The following is a 19,696-nucleotide window of genomic DNA, read 5'->3' on the forward strand; positions in this document are numbered from 1 at the left end:
GACTGGCGGGAGTGAATACTGCAGGCATTGATAAATGTGTTGAATACCTTAACGAAACGATATGGAAGGAGCCGGACTTATAAGAAAAGCTTTCAGACTTGAACCGGCCGGGCGGGTGCCGTGGGTCCCTTTTGTGGGTGTACACGCGGCAAAACTTCTCGGCATCGGCGCTGAGGATTACCTGAAATCATCAGATAATATTGTGAGGGGTGTATCCGAAGCGATAAAGTTATACAACCCCGACGGCATACCGGTAGTGTTTGATCTGCAGATCGAGGCCGAGGCGCTCGGATGCCGCCTTAAATGGTCTGAGAACAGTCCCCCCTCCGTTATCTCCCACCCACTGCAGGAGGGCGTAAAACTGGAGGATCTGAAGATCCCTTTGCCCGCAGCGGGCCGCATCGGAGTGGTAATGGATGCCACAAGAACACTTCGTGCAATGCATTCTGATACAGCTCTTTACGGACTAATAACGGGGCCCTTTACTCTGGCCCTTCACCTGGTGGGCACCGATATATTCATGAAAATGTTCGAGTCCCCCGAAGAGGTGAACGGCATAATGGATTTCTGCACCGGCGTGGCCACAATGACGGCCGGGCAGTTCATTGAATCGGGATGCGACGTTATCGCGATGGTTGACCCTATGACCAGCCAGATCGATCCCGGGTCGTTCGGCACCTTTGTATCAGAACATGCAACAAAAATTTTCAGTTACATAAAAGAACGCGGAGCACTGAGCTCCTTCTTCGTTTGCGGAAATGCGAGGCAGAACATAGAGGCGATGTGCCTGTGCAGGCCTGACAATATTTCGATAGATGAGAATATACCTCTCGACTTTGTGCGGGATACTGCCCTTGCCCACAACATCAGCTTCGGGGGCAATATGAGGCTTACCACGGTATTGCTCATGGGCAGCGAGGCCGACAGCCGCCGCGAGGCTCTTGAATGCATGGATACGGGCGGCAGGAGAGGTTTTGTTCTGGCCCCCGGCTGCGACCTCCCCATCGACACTCCGCCCGCAAACCTCAGGGCAGTTACTGAACTCGTGCACGATGAGATGATGCAGGGTGAGCTGAGGGCCTCGTCGGTGACGGTGGCAGAGGTGGAGAAGGCCGATTTGACCGGCCACTGGAGCAGCGACAAGGTGGTGATCGACATTGTCACACTCGATTCAGCATCATGCGCACCCTGCCAGTACATGACAGATGCCGTGAAAAGGGCTTCTCTCCCTTTCGGGGAAAAGGTGGTCTGCACCGAGCACAAGATCACCACCAGGGAGGGTGTAGAGATGATGGCGGCCCTTGGCGTGAAGAACCTGCCTTCAATAGTTATTGACGGCAATATTGAGTTTGTTTCGCAGATACCGCCGGTTGACACGATAAGGAAGAGTATAGCCCGTTACCTTGATGCCAGGCAGGGCTGAATCATTTGCCGCATAAATGAGCAGAGTGAAAAAGCAGCAGAGCTGAAGCAATTGCTAAAAACCGAGCGGAATGGTAAACGAACCGGGACATAAAATAATACCATTTTACCTGATTACGGGTTTTCTCGGTAGCGGTAAAACGACGCTGCTCAGGGAGATCCTGCAATACTATTCAGCCGAAAGGCGGATTGCCGTGATACAGAATGAGTTCGCCCCTTCGGGGATTGACGGCAAAGAGCTCGAAATGTCGGCAAGCGGCTTCAGGCTTGTTGAGGTAAATAACGGATCGGTTTTTTGTGTCTGCCTGATGGCGGACTTCATCAGCCAACTTGAGAAACTGATTGATGAGTACAGGCCCGGTATGATCTTCCTTGAAGCAAGCGGACTGGCGGATCCGGTAAATATTATCGAGCTGACCGGGAAGGAGGGGATAAGGGGGAGAATTGTTCCTGAGCATATCATAACCGTAGCCGACGCCGTGAACTTTGACCGTGGCATGAAGGCGCTCCCCAGGTTCAGGCACCAGATCATGGTGGCCGATACCGTGATGCTTAACAAAACCGACATATTCAGGGGGGACATACAGTTGATTCGCGATCAAATCGTCTCGCTCAATCCGTATGCCCGGATAATCGAAACAGCATACTGCAAAATTGATATCAAGCAGCTTACAGAGGGCTGGCGGCCCGGGCAAAGGGCTGCTCACACCCTTGCAGGGACTGAGCCTGGTGGGAGGCCGGAAATAAACGCATGTGTGCTGCGCGGGCATGATAGAATGACCGTAGAGGGTTTGCGGCTTTTTATCGGCGAATTGCAGAAGTCATCACCAAGGATAAAGGGGTTTGTCAATCTTGATGACGGCAGGGTTATGGCGGTGCAGTCGGTTTTCGGTACATTTGAACTGAGCGGGATCAGGGGCTATGAAGGACCCACCGAATTAATTGCATTTGGAAGGGGCCTGACACCCGGCCTGTTGCGTGAGCTGATGAAAAGGTATAAAAAGGTGTGATATGGAGGTAACAACCTTTGATATAGATCCATGTGAGATAGAGATAGACAGGAAGGCTCTCTGCCGGCTTATGGGAGTCGATGCCTTTAACACCCCCGAGCCCTGGGAAACAATTATCAGCCGGGAGATAAACCAGGTACGGCATTACCGCGGGATCAGGGGAGGGTACGGGATCTCTGCAAATATTGAGATCAGGGCTCCGGAAGGGGTCTTTACCTTTGAGGGAACCGGTTTTGATGCAGGCAGGCAGGTGGTCAATAACCTGCGCAGGGCTGAGATGCTGGCTCTTTTTATCTGCACGGCGGGTGAAGATGTAAGCCGGAGGTCGAAGGAGATGATGAGGTCAGGTGAAACTGTCGGGGGCTATGTAGCCGACCTGGTAGGCTCACTCCTTGCAGAGGCTGCAACTGATATCGTTCACAGCCGGATTGCCGCCGAGATGCAGAAGAGGGGGCTGAAGGTGACAAACCGTTACAGTCCGGGTTACTGCAACTGGCCCACATCTGAGCAGAAAAAACTGTTCAGTATGTTTCCAGGGGACTTTTGCGGTGTGCGGCTTACCGAAAGCTCGCTCATGGTACCTGTCAAGTCCGTTAGCGGTGTTACAGGCATTGGCAGGGATGTGGAATACGACAGGTATGTATGTGATGCTTGCAGCGATACCGATTGCCTTTACAGGAACACGGGACCGGCAGTCTGACCGCTATGTTTGATCAGAATGTTGTTATATTTATAAATTGGTTTCACAGGTTCAGTTTATTTAGTTAGTCCGGGGCTGGAGTGGGTTTACGTGGAGAACCTGTGAGCACCATTTAAAACGGTTTTTTATGACATCAAGAGAACGGCTGCAGGCAGCCCTTTCGCACAGGCAACCCGACAGGATACCGGTCGATTTCGGCTCGACGGGGGTGACCGGGATACATGTGATGAGCATTGAGAATCTGAGGAATCATTACGGACTTGATTACCGGCCGGTAAAGGTTACCAGGCCTTACCAGATGCTTGGCGAGATTGAGGATGACCTGCTCGAAATCATGGGAGTGGACACACTCGGACTCAAGAGTGCCAGAAACGAATATGGCATTGAGAACACGAACTGGAAGGAGTTTAAAACGTTTTGGGGACAGGTGGTGCTGGTGCCGGGAGGGTTCAATACCACCACCGACGATAACGGCGACCTGCTGGTCTACCCCCAGGGAGACACATCGGCGCCGCCAAGCGGCAGGATGCCTGTTTCAGGTTTCTTTTTTGACACCATCATACGGCAGCCGCCGATAGACGAATCCAGGCTCAACCCTGAAGATAACCTCGAGGAGTATGGGTATGTGACCGATGAATCCCTGGAATACTGGAAGGGAAACCTGGAGAGGGCCGGTGCATCAGGTAAGGGTATTATTGCCAGCTTCGGGGGTACCGCACTGGGAGATATCGCGCACGTACCTGCTCCTGCACTGAAGCATCCGAGGGGTATCAGGGATATTGAGGAGTGGTACATGTCAATCCTTATGCGTCCGGAGTACATTCATCAGGTATTTGAAAAACAGACTGAAATTGCCATTAGCAACCTGTCAAAGTTTGCCGGGTTAGCAGGCGACATAGTGGATGTAGCCTATATATGCGGAACCGATTTCGGTACACAGAGCTCTCTCTTCTGCGCCCCCGAAACCTTCGATGAGCTGTACAAGCCCTATTACCGGAAGATAAACGACTGGATACATGCCAACACCAGCTGGAGGACCTTCAAGCACTCATGCGGGGCAATCTTTGAGCTTATACCGAACCTGATTGACGCGGGATTCGATATACTCAACCCTGTGCAGATCAGCGCCTCGGGCATGGACCCTGAGAGGCTGAAGAAGGAATATGGCGGCAGCATTGTCTTCTGGGGAGGAGGAGTCGATACCCAGCATGTTCTCTCATTCGGCAAACCTGAAGAGGTCAGGGACCAGGTGCTGAGACAGTGTGAGATACTGGGCAGGGAGGGTGGATTTGTCTTCAGTACGGTCCACAATGTGCAGGCAAACGTGCCTGTTGAGAACCTGGTGGCAATGATTGATGCGATCCGGGAGTTAAGATGAGCTTGACAGGCAGACCTGAATTAACAAAATAATATTTTACCACAAAAAATTAAAAAAATGGAAGAGAAACCAGGAAAGACATCAATTTCCCGCCGCGAATTTATCGGGAAAACCGCCCTCACAGGTGCAGCGCTGACTATTGTGCCGGGTTATGTTGTTAGCGGACTTGGACATGTGGCGCCAAGTGATAAACTGAATATTGCCGGAGTAGGGGTTGGAGGTATCGGGTTAAGGAACCTTAATATGATCACCGGCCAGAATATTGTAGCCCTTTGCGATGTTGATCATGATTATGCTGCAAAGGCTTTCAATGCATATCCTGATGCGAAGGTATACAAGGATTACAGGGTAATGCTTGAAAAACAGAAAGATATTGATGCAGTCATGGTAGCTACACCCGATCACTCCCATGCGGTAGTATCTGTTGATGCCATGAAGGCAGGCAAGCATGTATATATCGAAAAGCCGCTTGCATTGTCGGTATACGAGACCCGGGTGCTGACCGAGACGGCACGCAGATACAGGGTGGCAACCCAGATGGGTAACCAGGGCAACTCAAGCGAATCTGTACGTAAAATATGTGAATGGATCTGGGCTGGCGCCATTGGTGAGATAAGGGAGGTACACGCGTGGACAAACCGGCCCATATGGCCGCAGGGACTTGAACGGCCTGAAGAGACTATGGCTGTTCCCGGTACGCTCGACTGGGATCTCTGGCTGGGCCCTGCAAAATGGCGCCCTTACCATTCGATCTACCATCCATGGAACTGGAGGGGCTGGTGGGATTTCGGGACAGGTGCCTTAGGCGATATGGGTTGTCATATTCTCGACCCTGTATTTCAGGCTCTAAAACTGAAATATCCTGTGAGCATCCAGGGCAGTTCATCGCAGGTCAATACCGAGAGCCCTCCTGTTGCTTCACGTGTAAGGTATGAATTCCCTGCAAGGGAGAATATGCCACAGCTTGCAATGCCGCCTGTTACAGTTATCTGGTATGATGGCGGCCTGCGCCCGGATCGCCCGGCCGACCTTGAAGATGGGGAGAGTATGGGAGACTGGAACGGGGGTGCTTTGTTTATCGGATCCAAGGGAAAAATATCATGCGGACTTTTCGGCGACAATTACCATATTTTCCCGAAACATGTCAGGGAGAGTATCAAGGACCCGGCACCATCCATAAGAAGGGTAAAAGACGGAACAGAGGGCCACTGGAATGACTGGGTGCGCGCCTGTAAGGAGAGCCCCGGCAGCCGTGTTGAAACCAGTTCAAACCTAGAATATGCAGGACCGTTCAGCGAGAGCGTTGTAATGGGGAACCTGGCTATACGCCTGCAGGAGCTTAATAAGACACTCCTTTGGGATGGTCAGAACATGCGAGTCACCAACCTTTCTGAAAATGATGAGGTGAGGGTGGTGACGACGGACAGGTTTACCGTGGTCAACGGTGATCCCCGTTTTGACACCCAGTATGTTACAATACCGGCTAAAGCTTCGGCAGAGGAATGGATCAATCCTGTTTACAGGGAGGGCTGGTCTCTTTGATTTGCGGCATGCCGTGAAAGAGGTATTTTAAATGGCCGGGTCCGGTTCGCAACCGGACCCGGGTAAAACATTAATAGATGAACAAAGTAATAGGTATAGATGTTGGGGGCACTATGGTCAAGGGTGTCCTTATAGATGAAAAAGGGAATGTCCTGCACCAGGAGAGTGTCCCCACCAACGATAAGGAGAGCTCGCCGGAATGGATGAATACAGCACGCGAGTTGCACGGGATGCTGAAGCAAAAAAGCGGTTGTGATAACTGCATTACCGGTATTGCGGCACCGGGAATTGCGAACGGTGAACACTCTGCCATCGCATATATGCCAGGTCGTCTTGCCGGGATTGAGAATTTCAACTGGGGTGATTACCTTGGTAACCGGGAGGTGTTTGTGCTTAATGATGCTCATGCCGCATTGATGGCTGAATCTGCTTTTGGAGCCGGTAAGGGTTTGAAGAACATAGTGTTGCTGACTCTGGGCACAGGCGTTGGAGGAGGAATACTGATAAACGGGGAGTTATACACCGGCAAGGGGCTCATGGCCGGCCACCTGGGGCACATTACCCTGAACTCTGCAGTTGATGAGACCGGCATTACCGGTTCACCCGGCACTCTTGAACAGGCCATAGGCAACACAACGGTAGCCAGGCGTTCTGCCGGGCGCTTTGATTCAACATCGAAGCTGGTTGAAGCCTATCAAAAGGGCGACAGTTTTGCAGCCTTTGTATGGCTCGATTCGGTGCGCAAGCTTGCCCTGGCCATATGCTCAATAGCAAATGCAATATCTCCTGATGCAGTTATTCTGGGAGGGGGTATCACAAATGCAGGTAATTGCCTGTTCGGGCCATTGAATGATTTTATCGATGTTTATGAGTGGAGGCCCGGGGGCAAACAAACTGCAATCTTTCAGGCAGAATATTCTGATCTGTCAGGTGCGGTGGGTGCTGCAGCTTTTGCAATTGCCAGGGCAGGTAATAAATGATGCGGTCCGGGATATTGATAACGGCAGCAAACTTGTGCCGGTCCGGACTATAATAATCACAAATTCCGATACTGCCTTATGCTACATCTCAGACTTCACTGGCAGATACTGATCGCCCTTGTGCTGGGTATATTGTTCGGTATGTTTTTCAAAGATCATGCAGGTTATGTTTCTTGGATGGGAGACGTGTTCCTCCGGGCGCTCCGGATGATTATCGTTCCCCTTGTTTTCAGCTCTATAGTAACGGGAATAGTAAATATCGGGAGTGGCAGGAGCATTGGTTTCCTGGGTATTAAGGCGATGGCATGGTATCTATCAACCAGCACCCTGGCTATCCTTACCGGACTTTTTATGGTAAACCTTTTCAGGCCGGGAATTGGAGCCGATCTTGACCTGACACAGGAGCCTGTTCTTGTAGTGACCGAAGGGACGCTAGGCCAGGTCCTTATGCGGATCATACCGGAGAATGTGTTCCTGGCCTTTTCCGACAACTCCCAGATGCTGTCAGTCATATTTTTTGCACTGCTTTTCGGCTTCTTCATAACCAGGCTTGAGGCGGGGCACCGGGAGCATCTGTCCGGGTTTTTCAGGGCGGTATTCGAGGTAATGATGAAGATCACACTCTTTGTCATCAGGTTCACCCCCCTGGGGATATTCGGCCTCATCGCCTCAAGAATTGCGGCCCAGGATGACCTCTCCTCGCTGGTGCAGAGTATGGGCATGTACATGTTCGTGGTCATAGCCGGTATACTGATACATGTTTTTGTGACCCTTCCGCTCATTGTTAAGTTTATAGGAAAGGCAAGGCCTTTCAGGCATTTTGTCGCGGCACGCATACCGTTGCTGACCGCGTTCACGACCTCCTCTTCAAATGCCACGCTTCCCCTTACCATGGAGGCTGTGAAGAACAATTCCGGGGTATCCGACAAGGTAGGGAGCTTCACGCTCCCGCTGGGTGCCACTATTAATATGGATGGTGCAGCCCTGTATGAATGTGTTGCCGTAATATTCATTGCACAGGCATATGGTATTGACCTTACCATTGGCCAGCAGGTTGTGGTGGTGCTTACCTCGCTGCTAGCCTCGGTCGGTTCAGCAGGGGTGCCGATGGCGGGACTGGTAATGATAACCATTGTGCTTACCGCTGTGGGGTTGCCCCTTGAGGGAGTGGGACTTATACTGGCGGTGGACAGGATAATTGATATGTTCAGAACGGCGGCCAACGTATGGAGTGATGTATGCGGCGCCGTGGTGATAGCCAGGTCAGAGGGGGAGGAGCTGAAAGTGTAAGTTCTGCCCGTTTTTTTGCTGCCGGTTACATGGTAGGTTGAAAATTGCCTCGATGTAGATCATTGAGTTCCGGAAAATTACAGGCAAAGCTCCTGGATTAGATACCAGGCTTCCAGGTCGCCCAGCTCCATTGCCTTTTGCCAGCTTCTACATGCTCCGGGCAGATCTCCCATGGTTGCCCTTACGTAACCGAGCTTGAGCCAGCCAACCGTCAGTTTTTCATCGAGTTCAACAGCCCTGCCCAACAGGAGTGCTGCACGGTTATGATTTCCCAGGTCGAACTCCGCAAGAGCCATATTGAACCAGGCCATCACATATTCCTGATCAAGTTCGATGGTTTTTTCGAAGTCTTCTATTGCCTCTTCATGCATTCCCAGCCGGTATTTTGCAAGTCCCCTGTTATTCATTGCAATTACATATTGGGGATTGTAGATGAGTGCATTTTCGAAATCGCTTAGCGCTTCATGTCTCCGGTCAATTGTCATTCTGGCATAGCCCCGGTTATTGTAGGCCCTTGCATATTCGGGGTACAGCTCTATTGCCATGGAATAATCATCAATGGCGGCCAGAGGCTTGCCCATCAGGAATTTTGCATTTCCCCGCATATTGTAGGCAGCATGAAAATCCGGGTTTAGCTCTATCGCCCTGTAAAGGTCATCCAGTGCATTGCTGTAATCACCAATGCTTACCCTGGCGTCGCCGCGGAAGAACCAGGCATCTTCGTTTTCCGGGTCGGCTTCAATTGCCCTGGTAAGTTTTTCTATTGCACCTTCGTAATCGCCCAGTTCTTTTCTTATGAAAGCATCGTGGACAAGCATGGATACCGCGGGCCCGCAGCCGGATAAAAAAAGCAGGGTTGCGATGATAATGCATACTTTATGTAAAGATGCATTCTGCATAGTTGTATTAAAGGGCGATGAATTATCTCAGTTCCTCCCGGTTGCCGAGATCTGAACGGCTTTGTCCCAATCGGACTCGGCACCGGCGATATCGCCCATCTCTATCCTGGCATTTCCCCTGCCGTTGAATGCCTCCATGCTGTCGGGGAATGCCTCAATAGCTTTTGTGAACAGAGATTCCGTCTGCTCCAGGTAACCAAGTTCGAGCATGGCGTACCCTGTACTCAGGAACAGCTCAAGATCTGTTTCATTCAGCCTGCCTGCCATGTCAAGGTCGGCAAACGCGCATTCGGGATGCCCCAGCTCCTTATATACAAGTGCCCTGTTGTGATATACTATGGGATCTTCTTCTAGCTTGAGTGCATCGGCAAAGTCGTCGAGCGACAGTTCCAGGTCACCCAGGTACATGTATGAAAGCCCCCTGTGATTAAAGGAAGAGACAACATTTTCGTTCTTCTCAATGCTGCTCGTGAAAAAGGAAACAGCTTCATGTAGGTTTCCTGCTTCCATTTCCAGGAGTCCCCTGTCATGATCTGAGACCCTGTCCGCACAGGAATATATCAGGAGTGCAGCAATAAGCACATTAAAAACCCCGAACGCATATTTACTGTTTAATATTTTTGGTATCATGACCCCGGGTTTTTTATTTTATGCAAGATACCACAAAATTCATATTTATTAAAATTTGCAACAGCACGGGTAAACTCCCGCCTCGCAGATTATATTTAAAATCTGTTTTATATGATTAGTGATAATTTTGATATTTAGCGGGATAGTAATAACTTGTGGTCCATAAAGGCATATTGCCGGTAAACCCGAAAATTGTACTGTCATGGAAAACAAATCACAAAAAAAGGCCGGCAGGAGGGAGTTCCTGAGGCTTTCAGCGCTTGGCGCCGCAGGGTTATTCACCGCGCCTGCAATCGGAGCATTGTCCGCTACACCTGAAAGTACTTTCCGTAAAGAATTTCCCGGAATACTCACGGGTAATCATAAGAGAGTTGGTATTGCGCTGGTCGGGCTGGGTTATTACAGTACAGATATCCTGGCGCCGGCTCTTCAGGAGACTGAAATTGCCTACCTGGCGGGGATAGTTACAGGAACCAGGGATAATGAACAGGTCTGGAAGGAAAAGTACAATATTCCACGGGAGAATATTTATAACTACGAAAATTTTGACGAGATAGCCCATAACAGGGACATTGACATAGTATACGTGGTGTTGCCCAATTCAATGCACAAGGAGTTTACCATCAGGGCGGCAAATGCCGGCAAGCATGTGATCTGCGAAAAACCCATGGCTATGAATGCCGAGGAGTGCAGGGAGATGATAGATGCGTGCCGCAGCAATAATGTGGGACTGTCGATCGGATACCGTATGCAGTATGAGCCCTATACACAGGAGATCATGCGGCTGGGCCAGGATAAGGTGTTCGGTAATGTGCGGCATATTACCTGCGGCGCTGCCTGGCGGAACACCAATTTTGACCACTGGAAATGGGAGAGGGAGATGGGTGGCGGCGCCATGATGGATATGGGCGTTTACCCCCTTCAGGCAGCAAGGTATGTAACAGGCGAAGAGCCCCTCCTTGTGTCTGCACAGACCTTCGTCACCAGGCCGGGAAAATTTGAAGGTGTTGACGAAGTTACCTCGTTCCAGCTTGAATTTCCCGGAGGCACTATAGCAACACTTGATACCGGGTTTCATGCAAATTATAACCACCTGTACGCTTTCGCGGAAAAAGGCTGGTTTGAATTAAGGCCATTTTCGGCTTACAGCGGTATCTCGGGACGCACCAGCGCCGGTGAACTGAATTTTCCGGAAATTAACCAGCAGGCGGCGCAGATGGACGAGGATGCCGCCAATATGATGGCAGGCCGTCCCGTACGCGTTCCAGGAGAGGAAGGCATGAAAGACATGATAGTGGTTGATGCCATCTTCGAGTCTATATCAACCAGGCGCAACGTTATACTCGGCTGACGGGGTTGTATGCCCGGCACTAACTGATTTACCTGGACCGCCCGTTAATTGTTCCCGGCCGGAGTTCCCTGTCGATGTTCCCGGTGAAATTTCCTGACGAGAATTCCCGGTCACGGCTCATCGCTGCCAAACCTGAAAAACACGTTAATGCGCTGGTTAGGCTCGAGCGACCAGAACTGTGTAATTTTCTGGCTCTGCGGGCCAAGCCTTTCCGGCGGATGGAACTTGGTGCCGATGGCATTGATCCCGTAAAGAAATGAAATATCCCCGTCCGGGAAGGGAGGAGTAACCTGGGGTTTACCCTCGGTTTCTATCTCTGTGACATCGGGTGTCAGCATCCTTAAAAACAGGTCGTTAGACCTGGTAACCAGGGTAATTGGCGCTTCGGTGGTTTCAATCACGGCCCAGTAGACCTCGGCATGGTGACCTTTGAACTCGGGGTAATCCCATGACTCCCCGGTTATGGTATTGTTATAATCCTTGTGCCACACACCGAACTGTTGGCCCCTCATCCTGTTTTTCCATACCCGGTAAGGACCGCGGCCCATCCATTTCATGCCGGTGACTTTTTCTTCGGGATAGCTGAAATTAATTCCCAAATTATCGAATACTCCGTTCATCCTGAAATCAACATCCAGCTCAAGCCATCCGTCAGGATGCATGATCCAGCGCGGATTAATTACCGGACCGCCGGCATGGGGGACTTCAACTATATATTTGTCTCCTTCAGCATAGTGAACAATATCGCCAAACCTTACATTGTCAGCTTCTTCAAGCTGCGGGCCCTCACCGAGTGAAATCTTCCGGCCGTCATACTCTATGCCTGCCAGCATACCGGTGCTTTTGCTGAAGCTGACTTCTGTTTTTCCGTTTGTAATAATCAGGTAGTCGTCGGTCTCCCTTGCTGAAGTGACTGCCGCCGGTCTGCTGCCCTCTTTGATTACCCTGTCGGCCATTTCACCGGCCCGTGGCACGGGCCATGTCCATGTAAAAATCTCCCGCCCGTGGGGATCGGTGGCGGAAAGGAGGAGCAGGTCAGCCTCCTGCCAGCCGGACGGCAAATTAAGATCAATATAGCCATGTTCACCCGGTTGCAGAGGCGGTACCGATGGTGTCAGTGAGTTGTAGACTGTATAACCGGTTTCCCCGGAAAAGGGGCCGGGAAGCCTGGCCAGCTCAAGGGTAAAGCTGCACTGGTCCAAGCCGGTATAGTGAAACCTGTTTTCCACCTTTACCCGTCCGTCGAAACCGGGCACAAGAAATTTCATTGGTATATGCACCGGAGACCATACCTCCTTTATTGTAAAATAGCTGCCTTCCTTTTCACGGTAGGGGCCGAGTATTCCGTCAGGGGCATGGTCGCCGTCGGTATCGATCCATCCGTCCATGTCGGTGCGGACAACACCTTCATCGCTGAATACCCAAAGGAATCCGCCGGCGCTCAAGGGATGCTCCCACATGATCTTCCAGTAATCCTCCAGTCCGGCTCCGCTACCTCCATCGTACAATCCGTGAAGAAATTCGGTCGGAAAGAAAATATCCCTTCCGGTGAACCATTCGCCCGATCCGTAATTCCATGGCTTGTAATGCTGGGTGTCGAGGCCACGGAACAATATCCAGGGATGAATAACCGGCCTGTTCTGCGGATCATGGATGGCAAAGTCATCGTCCAGTTCATGATTGCCGCCGCCTTCATTGGCATTGGCCCACATGATGATACTGGGACTATTGACGTCTCTTTTGATCATTGCTTCCACCAGAATTCTGCCCGGCTCGGTATCGTAGGGAGGGCGCTGCCAACCGGCAAGCTCGTTTATGACAAACAGTCCCAGCGAATCACAGGCTTCAATGAAATCCCTGTCGGGCGGATAATGCGACATGCGCACGGCATTCATGTTCATATCCTTCATCAGGTTAACGTCGGCAATATTCAGCTCTTTGCTCAGTGCACGTCCCGACTCCGGCCAGGCACTGTGGCGGTTTACCCCGCGGAACTTTATTTTTTCACCGTTGACAAATATCCCGTTTCCTTCTATAACTTCCACCGTGCGGAAACCAAACCGTTCCCTTACCACGTGGATGTTGTTTCGCCTGTCCCGCAGCCGGAGCTCAACCGTATAAAGATTCGGGAACTCGGGGCTCCAGGTGTCAATGCCGTCAAGGTGAGAAGTCAATGTAACCATTTCCTGGTTGCGTGACACGGCCGCAGAAAAAGGCTGGCCTACTCTTTGGCCATCCAGGGTCATTACCTGTGCTTCTATATTTGTGGCCCGCCTGATATTTGCCGGATGAACGTTGACCAGGAAAGAACCGTCGGCCCGGGCATCTATGGCCGTATGGGCAATATATTCAGAGGGATGCGCCCTGAGGTACACCGGGCGGTAGATGCCTCCGAAAACCCAGTAATCTCCCTGCCTTTCTGCCTGTTCGACCGATTCGTCGGCCGAAACTTTGCTTACTTTAGCCTCAAGGAGATTCTCAGATCCGAATTGCAGGAGGCCGGATATATCATAGCTGAACCGGTAGAAACCACCCTGAAAAGGGTCTCCGGCAAGTTTACCGTTGATCTTAACCTCCGTGTCGGTCATCGATCCCTCAAAAACAATTTCCACGACCTTCCCTTCCCAGTTTGCGGGCACATCAAACCTGTACCTGTAAAGCCCTTCTTCGTTATGTTTGGGCCTGTCATGGCCGTAATTGTAATTGCCAAAGCCGTGCAGTTCCCAGTTTGAAGGCACGGGTATGGTTGTCCATTCCCCGCTTTTCCTGCCACCGGTGCAAAAAAATTCCCAGTCGACAGCAGTGTCGAATCCCTTGCCTGATAGATACATTACTTCCGTTTCCTGTGCCGTGACGGCCGATGAAACCATTATTGAAGATAAAATGAAGATAAGAGCCCTGATAGCCATGGAAGGATGTTTTAATGTGAATTATTATCTTTAGCCGGCAACAAAATACAACTTCTTAAGTGATCGTGCAAGATTTTTTTCGCGATAAAAAAGAGAGTATTGAATTTTGCCGCATATCAGCCTGACAGGTCAAAGGTTGGGAATACAAAAATAAAAGTTAAAGAAATATGCTTTAAAAAGATATGCTATGAAGGGGCTAACGGAAGAAAAACTTACATCATTTTCGAAGTTCAGGGTAACCTCGGCCGACACCGATATGTATGCCAGGGTGCGGCTTGGCGCCATTGTCAATTACCTTATCCAGTCCGCTATCGATTCGGCCGACCGCCTTGGATTTGGTTACGGAGGCATAAGAGGGCAGAACCTTTTCTGGGTGCTAAGCAGGCTTACAGTTGAGCTTGACCGTCCACTCAAATGGTATGAAAGCCTGGAGGTGGAGACATGGCCAAAAAATGTTGAAAGGATCCTGTACCTGAGGGATTTTATTATCAGGGACGGCGGGGGCAGTGTAGCTGGCAGGGCCACATCGGGCTGGCTGGCGGTTGATATCGGAACACGGCGTATGAAGAAGATTGACGGATTACATGCAGGTTTCTTTGACCACCTGAAAGATAAGCATGCAATTGAGGCCCCGCCCGAGAAGCTTTTCCCGGTTGAGGGGGGAGAAACACATGAGATAAAACCTGTCTATTTTGATATTGATCTTAACGGGCATGTGACCACAACAAGGTATGTGGACTGGATGATGGATATGCTGCCACCCGGTTTTCACAGAAATAATTATCCGCGAAAGCTTTCCTTAAATATTATGAAGGAGACTTTGCCCGGGGAATCCATTCTGCTCAGCAGCAAACAATGCAGTGATAATGAGTTCCGGTATGAGGGAATGAACAGTAATAAGGGGACAAATGCTTTCAGGGCACATACCGCATTTTGAGTTATTTTTGGTTATTTTTATTCCGTGAGGTTTACCTTCATACTGGTTGAGCCTGCTGTAGCAGAGAATGCCGGGGCTGCCGCCCGTGCACTCAGGACAATGGGTTTTGACCGTCTTGCAATTGTAAATTCCCGGGTGCACCTGCAGCCTGAGGCAAGATGGCTTGCACACGGTTCGACAGATGTTCTCGACAGTGCAATTGTTTACGATTCACTTGAAGAGGCGGTTGAAGGAGAGGACCTTGTGATAGGGACAACTGCAAAAAAACGGAGGGTTCATGCAGATCATTATTTTTGTACTGAACTGCCTGATATTATAAAGTCAAGGGAGAAGCTGGCCGGAAAGATATCGGTTGTTTTCGGCAGGGAGGAATCGGGACTGACAAATGAGGAGCTTAGCCTGTGCCATATTTTTTCGGTGGTGCCGATGCGGGTAAGCTACCCGTCGTTAAATCTTGCACAGGCTGTAATGATATACGCATGGGAGCTCTCAGGGCTGGCTCAGATGCGCTCCCGGTCACCTGCGAAAGGGCCTCCGGGTGAAAAGTTCAGCCATCTTCGCAACATGGTTTCACGGCTGTTGGACCGCCTTGGATATGAACGGAAAGCTGCCTTTTACAACAGGGTCATGGAACGGATTGAGATGGTGGGCGATAAGGACGCCGGGCTGCTGATGTCGGTCGGGGCGAAAGTTGAAGAAGCGCTCTGCTACAAAGTCAGTGACATTCTTAATGAAGGTGAAACGGATCAAGTCAATGACACGGATAATTGCAGTGACAAGGGCAAAGGCAAAGACAAGGGCAAAGACAATGATAAAGACAATTAATTGCAATGAAATATAAAATTAATAAGGATGGAGATAAACCATAACCATGATCTTAGTTTTAATCAAACTGAAAAGATATTGTACTTTGAAAAAAGTATGCATAGGACGATACTGACATTTCTTATCATTTTTTCCGGCTTTCAGCCGGTGTTTTCGCAGGACAGGATAGTGGAAGCTATCTTCTCCAATGCCCTCAACTCTTACGTTGCGTATGAAAATCTCAGGGTGCTCTGCGAAACAACCGAGGGCCGCATATCGGGGTCACCTGCTGCTGCAGCGGCAGTGGAGTTCACCCGCCAGATAATGGAAAACATGGATCTCGATTCGGTTTACCTTCAGGAGATGATGGTCCCGAACTGGAGGAGGGGAGAGCCTGAGTTTGCCAGGATAATCTCTTCCAGGTACGGTAACACCGACCTGAATGTCATTGCACTCGGACTATCTGTAGGAACGGGTGAACGGGGCATTACCGCAGGTGTTGTTGAACTTGGCGGAATTGATGAAATTGAAAAGGCCGGGCGGGAGAATATTGAGGGAAAGATCGTTTTTTTCAACGGCAAGGTAGATCAAAGCCATTACAACACCTTTGAAGGGTATTCGGGGGCAGTGGGACAACGGTTCCATGGCCCCGCACTTGCAGCTGATCACGGTGCTGTGGCCGCCATTGTAAGGTCAGTGACTACGGCCGACCACGACTATCCACATACGGGCGTAACCCGTTTCAGGGAGGAGGGCGGAAATATTCCCGCGCTTGCCGTTAGTCCGGTTGGCGCCGGTATACTCAGTGACATGCTTAAAGCTGACCCGGACCTGAAACTGTTTATAAGGAACACCTCACACCGCCTTCCCGATGTAATATCCTATAATGTAATAGGTGAGATAAGGGGAAGCACATACCCCGGACAGATCATAACTGTAGGCGGCCATCTTGACTCATGGGATAATAGTCCGGGAGCCCACGATGACGGTGCAGGATGCATGCAGTCGATCGATGTGCTGAGAATATTCAGGGAGCTCGATATCCGGCCCAAAAGAACAGTGCGTGCCGTCATGTTCATGGACGAAGAGATATCGCAGAGAGGGGGCAGGAAATATGCCGCTGAAGCTTCCAGGAATGATGAGAAGCATTACTTTGCCATAGAATCTGACAGGGGTGCATTTACACCCAGGGGTTTTTCAATAGACGGATCTGAAGAGCAGCTGGCAGCAATACAGTCACTCAAACCATATTTTGAACCCTATGGGATCCATGAGATATTCAGCGGCGGAAGCGGGGTCGACATCTCTTTTCTCAGGAATTATTATGATATGGCGCTGGCCGGACTGGTGACGGATTCACAAAGGTATTTTGACCTTCACCATGCTGCAACCGATACATTTGACCAGGTTAACCGCAGGGAGATGCAGCTCGGCACAGCCGCCATGGCGGCATTGATCTACCTGCTTGATCATTTTGACCTGCTGGAGCCCTGAGCCGGATACAGGTGAACACTTAAAATTATGGTTTCTATTAAGAGTTTTTTTATTATCAGGGGTGGCGGACGTTGGTCGGTCGATTCTTACGTATATAAATTCCTGAACGGATAGTAGTCTAATCTTAATAATATTATTATGAGTCCCAAGTCATTGATCACTTTTGCCATCTTCCTCCTGGCCTTTATGCCTGCTGCATATGCCCAGTACACACCATGGTATTACTGGACTCTCCTGCCGGAAAAGCATATGAATGAAATAACAGGAGAGGCCTCAGGCGAAACAGCCTGGAAAACCATTATGGAAACAGGCGGTTACACAAAAAACCGCCGGGTGGCCGAGTACCGGGATACCCTGTATGAGTCCGCCTATATCTACGATAAACTGAAATGGTACGGCATTCCGGGTGCCAGACTGGATATCCTGCCCGGCCGCACCGAACTGACATGGAACGGCATCAAGGGTGAGTTGTGGGAGGTGTCACCCGGCAGACAGAAGCTTGTTTCATACAGGGACAATGCCTTTCAGCTAACAATGGGCAGCAACAGCGCCGATGTTGTTGCCGGACTTGTCTGGGTTGGCAGCGGCACAAGAGAGGAAGTTGAACAGAAGGATGTTACAGGAAAGATTGCCGTAGGGCACGGAAATGTATCATTGCTTCATGCAAATGCACGGAGGGCCGGGGCAGTGGGAGTTTTAGCAATAAGCGATTCAAGGAATTACATCGATCCATTGCAGATACCTGAGGGCAGGATAGGTGATGTTCCCGGGCCCGCCGGGGGTGAAAGGATTGAAGCCGGGTTTGCCTTCCAGATGAATATCAGGGAGGGTCAGCACCTAAGGGACAGGCTGCTTCGGGGAGAAAAGATTGAGGTCCGTGCGCAGGTTGAAACAAGCATGGAGCCAAACACAATCCAGAACATTGATGCATTTATACCGGGCACCGATCCGGATGCAACAGCAGTAATTTTCTCAGCCCATATTTTTGAGGGTCTGGTAAAGCAGGGTGCCAATGATAACAAGTCGGGTGGCGCTGCGCTCCTGGAGATCGCCAGGGTGCTGAATACCCTTATCGAAGAAGGAAGGCTTCCCAGGCCGGAACGTTCAATCAGGTTCTGGTGGGGACCCGAGTTTGCCGGCAGCCGCCCATGGGTCGATATGCATTTCGATGATATAAAGGATGCATACTGCAATATCAATATGGATATGGTAGGAGAGTGGCTGAGTATGCACAATGCATTTTTCAGCCTGAAAAGGACAACATTCGGCAATGCACATTACGTGAATGATGTCGTTGAGAATTATTTCCGTTTTGTAGGAGAGGGTAACCGTGAGAGGGTGCACAACAGGAGGGAGACAGACAAGGTGCCGCACCGGATTGTTGCCCCGTTTGGGGCCGATGAACCGTTTTATTACAGCATAGAGACCCATTACGGATCATCCGACCACGTTGTGTTCAATGATTTCGGTGTCCGCATACCGGGAGTTATGATGATTGCATGGCCCGATCTGTGGTACCATACTTCGGGCGACCTGGTTGACAAGGCTGATCCAACCCAGCTGAAAAGGGCAGTGGTGATAGGAGCGGCGGCAGCATACACTATAGCTGGCGCCGGCGATGAGATGGCGGTTGCCATTGCCGGGGAGATAGCCGGCAATGCAGTGCGCCGGTTAGGACACCAGCTTAATGTAGCGATGGATATGATCAATAGCTCGACAGCTGAGAACCTCCATGAAAACTACAAAAAAGCGGTTTGGCTTCTGGATGCGCACCTTGAGAATGAAAAGGCAACCATCATGTCGGTCGCAGAGCTTGCTTCCGCGCCTGATGCCATAAGCGGTCACCTGGACAACCTGGTTGAATTAACGGGTAATTCAGGCAGGTCATATATTGCCGCTCTCGAATCACAGATGAAGATGAGGGCCAATGCTCTTGGAACAGCTCCTGCAAAGATCGTACTCACCGATTCAGAACGTCGTGCCGCAGGTCTGGTGCCGGCACTTACGGAGGGAATGCTGAAGGGGGGGCAGGGTCTGCTTGCCGGGATGCTGGCAGGTCTTTCACCTGAAACCCTTGCATCTTATCCGGTAAGGACGAGGATCGACAGGACCGAGATAGCGCGGCTGGTAAACGGAAAGAACACGGTGCTGATGATCAAGAAAATGGTAGATGCGCAGAACCGCAGCGAAACGGATATTGATGACATAATTAACTTCATCTACCAGCTCCGGGAAGCAGGGGTGGTTGTTATTGACAGTGCTGCAACGATTTAGCCTGCATTGCCGGGCAGAGTGATCATTACCGGGCAGAGTGATCATTACCGGGCAGAGTGATCATTACCGGGCAGAG

15 protein-coding genes are annotated in these 19,696 nt (G+C 50.6%); 12 read left to right on the forward strand and 3 right to left on the reverse strand.

All coding sequences use genetic code 11. From position 1 onward, the window contains the following. The first annotated feature begins 61 nt into the window (after positions 1 to 61). The 7 genes from EA408_11440 (at position 62) to EA408_11470 (ending at position 8,322) form a co-directional block, all read left to right on the forward strand. Entirely contained in the window at positions 62 to 1,423 is a 1,362-nt protein-coding gene (locus tag EA408_11440; GenBank protein ID TVR70305.1) for a uroporphyrinogen decarboxylase, read from the forward strand. 70 nt (positions 1,424 to 1,493) lie between these two features. Further along, positions 1,494 to 2,432: a GTP-binding protein gene (locus tag EA408_11445; protein TVR70306.1), complete on the forward strand. Its 939-nt coding sequence runs from the start codon at positions 1,494 to 1,496 to the stop codon at positions 2,430 to 2,432. A gap of 1 nt (position 2,433) precedes the next feature. Continuing rightward, positions 2,434 to 3,132: a hypothetical protein gene (locus EA408_11450; protein ID TVR70307.1), complete on the forward strand. Its 699-nt coding sequence runs from the start codon at positions 2,434 to 2,436 to the stop codon at positions 3,130 to 3,132. Between the two features lie 127 nt (positions 3,133 to 3,259). After that, entirely contained in the window at positions 3,260 to 4,510 is a 1,251-nt protein-coding gene (locus tag EA408_11455) for a methyltransferase (GenBank protein TVR70308.1), read from the forward strand. A 57-nt stretch (positions 4,511 to 4,567) separates the two neighbouring features. After that, positions 4,568 to 6,052, forward strand: coding sequence for a gfo/Idh/MocA family oxidoreductase (locus tag EA408_11460; GenBank protein TVR70309.1), 1,485 nt, complete (start codon positions 4,568 to 4,570; stop codon positions 6,050 to 6,052). Positions 6,053 to 6,129: 77 nt separating this feature from the next. After that, positions 6,130 to 7,032 (forward strand): ROK family protein, encoded by a 903-nt coding sequence (locus tag EA408_11465; protein ID TVR70310.1) that lies wholly within the window; start codon positions 6,130 to 6,132, stop codon positions 7,030 to 7,032. A 78-nt stretch (positions 7,033 to 7,110) separates the two neighbouring features. Beyond that, positions 7,111 to 8,322, forward strand: coding sequence for a dicarboxylate/amino acid:cation symporter (locus EA408_11470; protein TVR70311.1), 1,212 nt, complete (start codon positions 7,111 to 7,113; stop codon positions 8,320 to 8,322). A 77-nt stretch (positions 8,323 to 8,399) separates the two neighbouring features. Here the strand turns inward: EA408_11470 and EA408_11475 are convergent, their stop codons facing one another. Together EA408_11475 and EA408_11480 are read right to left on the reverse strand one after the other, a co-directional pair. Continuing rightward, complete coding sequence (locus tag EA408_11475) at positions 8,400 to 9,221, reverse strand: tetratricopeptide repeat protein (protein TVR70312.1); 822 nt, start codon at positions 9,219 to 9,221, stop codon at positions 8,400 to 8,402. Positions 9,222 to 9,248: 27 nt separating this feature from the next. Beyond that, positions 9,249 to 9,851, reverse strand: coding sequence for a hypothetical protein (locus tag EA408_11480; GenBank protein TVR70313.1), 603 nt, complete (start codon positions 9,849 to 9,851; stop codon positions 9,249 to 9,251). A 202-nt stretch (positions 9,852 to 10,053) separates the two neighbouring features. Here EA408_11480 and EA408_11485 point away from each other — a divergent pair, with 202 nt between their 5' ends. Then, entirely contained in the window at positions 10,054 to 11,202 is a 1,149-nt protein-coding gene (locus tag EA408_11485) for a gfo/Idh/MocA family oxidoreductase (protein ID TVR70314.1), read from the forward strand. A gap of 110 nt (positions 11,203 to 11,312) precedes the next feature. Here EA408_11485 and EA408_11490 read toward each other — a convergent pair whose 3' ends face one another. Beyond that, a complete protein-coding gene (locus EA408_11490) occupies positions 11,313 to 14,111 on the reverse strand; it encodes a glycoside hydrolase family 2 (GenBank protein TVR70315.1) in 2,799 nt (932 codons plus the stop codon). Between the two features lie 187 nt (positions 14,112 to 14,298). Between EA408_11490 and EA408_11495 the strand changes: the two genes are divergently transcribed. From EA408_11495 to EA408_11510, 4 genes are all read left to right on the forward strand, one after another. Further along, positions 14,299 to 15,048 (forward strand): hypothetical protein, encoded by a 750-nt coding sequence (locus EA408_11495; GenBank protein TVR70316.1) that lies wholly within the window; start codon positions 14,299 to 14,301, stop codon positions 15,046 to 15,048. A 3-nt stretch (positions 15,049 to 15,051) separates the two neighbouring features. After that, positions 15,052 to 15,873: a tRNA/rRNA methyltransferase gene (locus tag EA408_11500; protein ID TVR70317.1), complete on the forward strand. Its 822-nt coding sequence runs from the start codon at positions 15,052 to 15,054 to the stop codon at positions 15,871 to 15,873. 96 nt (positions 15,874 to 15,969) lie between these two features. After that, positions 15,970 to 17,346 (forward strand): M20/M25/M40 family metallo-hydrolase, encoded by a 1,377-nt coding sequence (locus EA408_11505; protein TVR70319.1) that lies wholly within the window; start codon positions 15,970 to 15,972, stop codon positions 17,344 to 17,346. Between the two features lie 138 nt (positions 17,347 to 17,484). Beyond that, complete coding sequence (locus EA408_11510) at positions 17,485 to 19,620, forward strand: M28 family peptidase (protein TVR70318.1); 2,136 nt, start codon at positions 17,485 to 17,487, stop codon at positions 19,618 to 19,620. Positions 19,621 to 19,696 lie beyond the last annotated feature (76 nt).

The organism is Marinilabiliales bacterium (assembly GCA_007695015.1).
Lineage (GTDB): Bacteria > Bacteroidota > Bacteroidia > Bacteroidales > PUMT01 > PXAP01.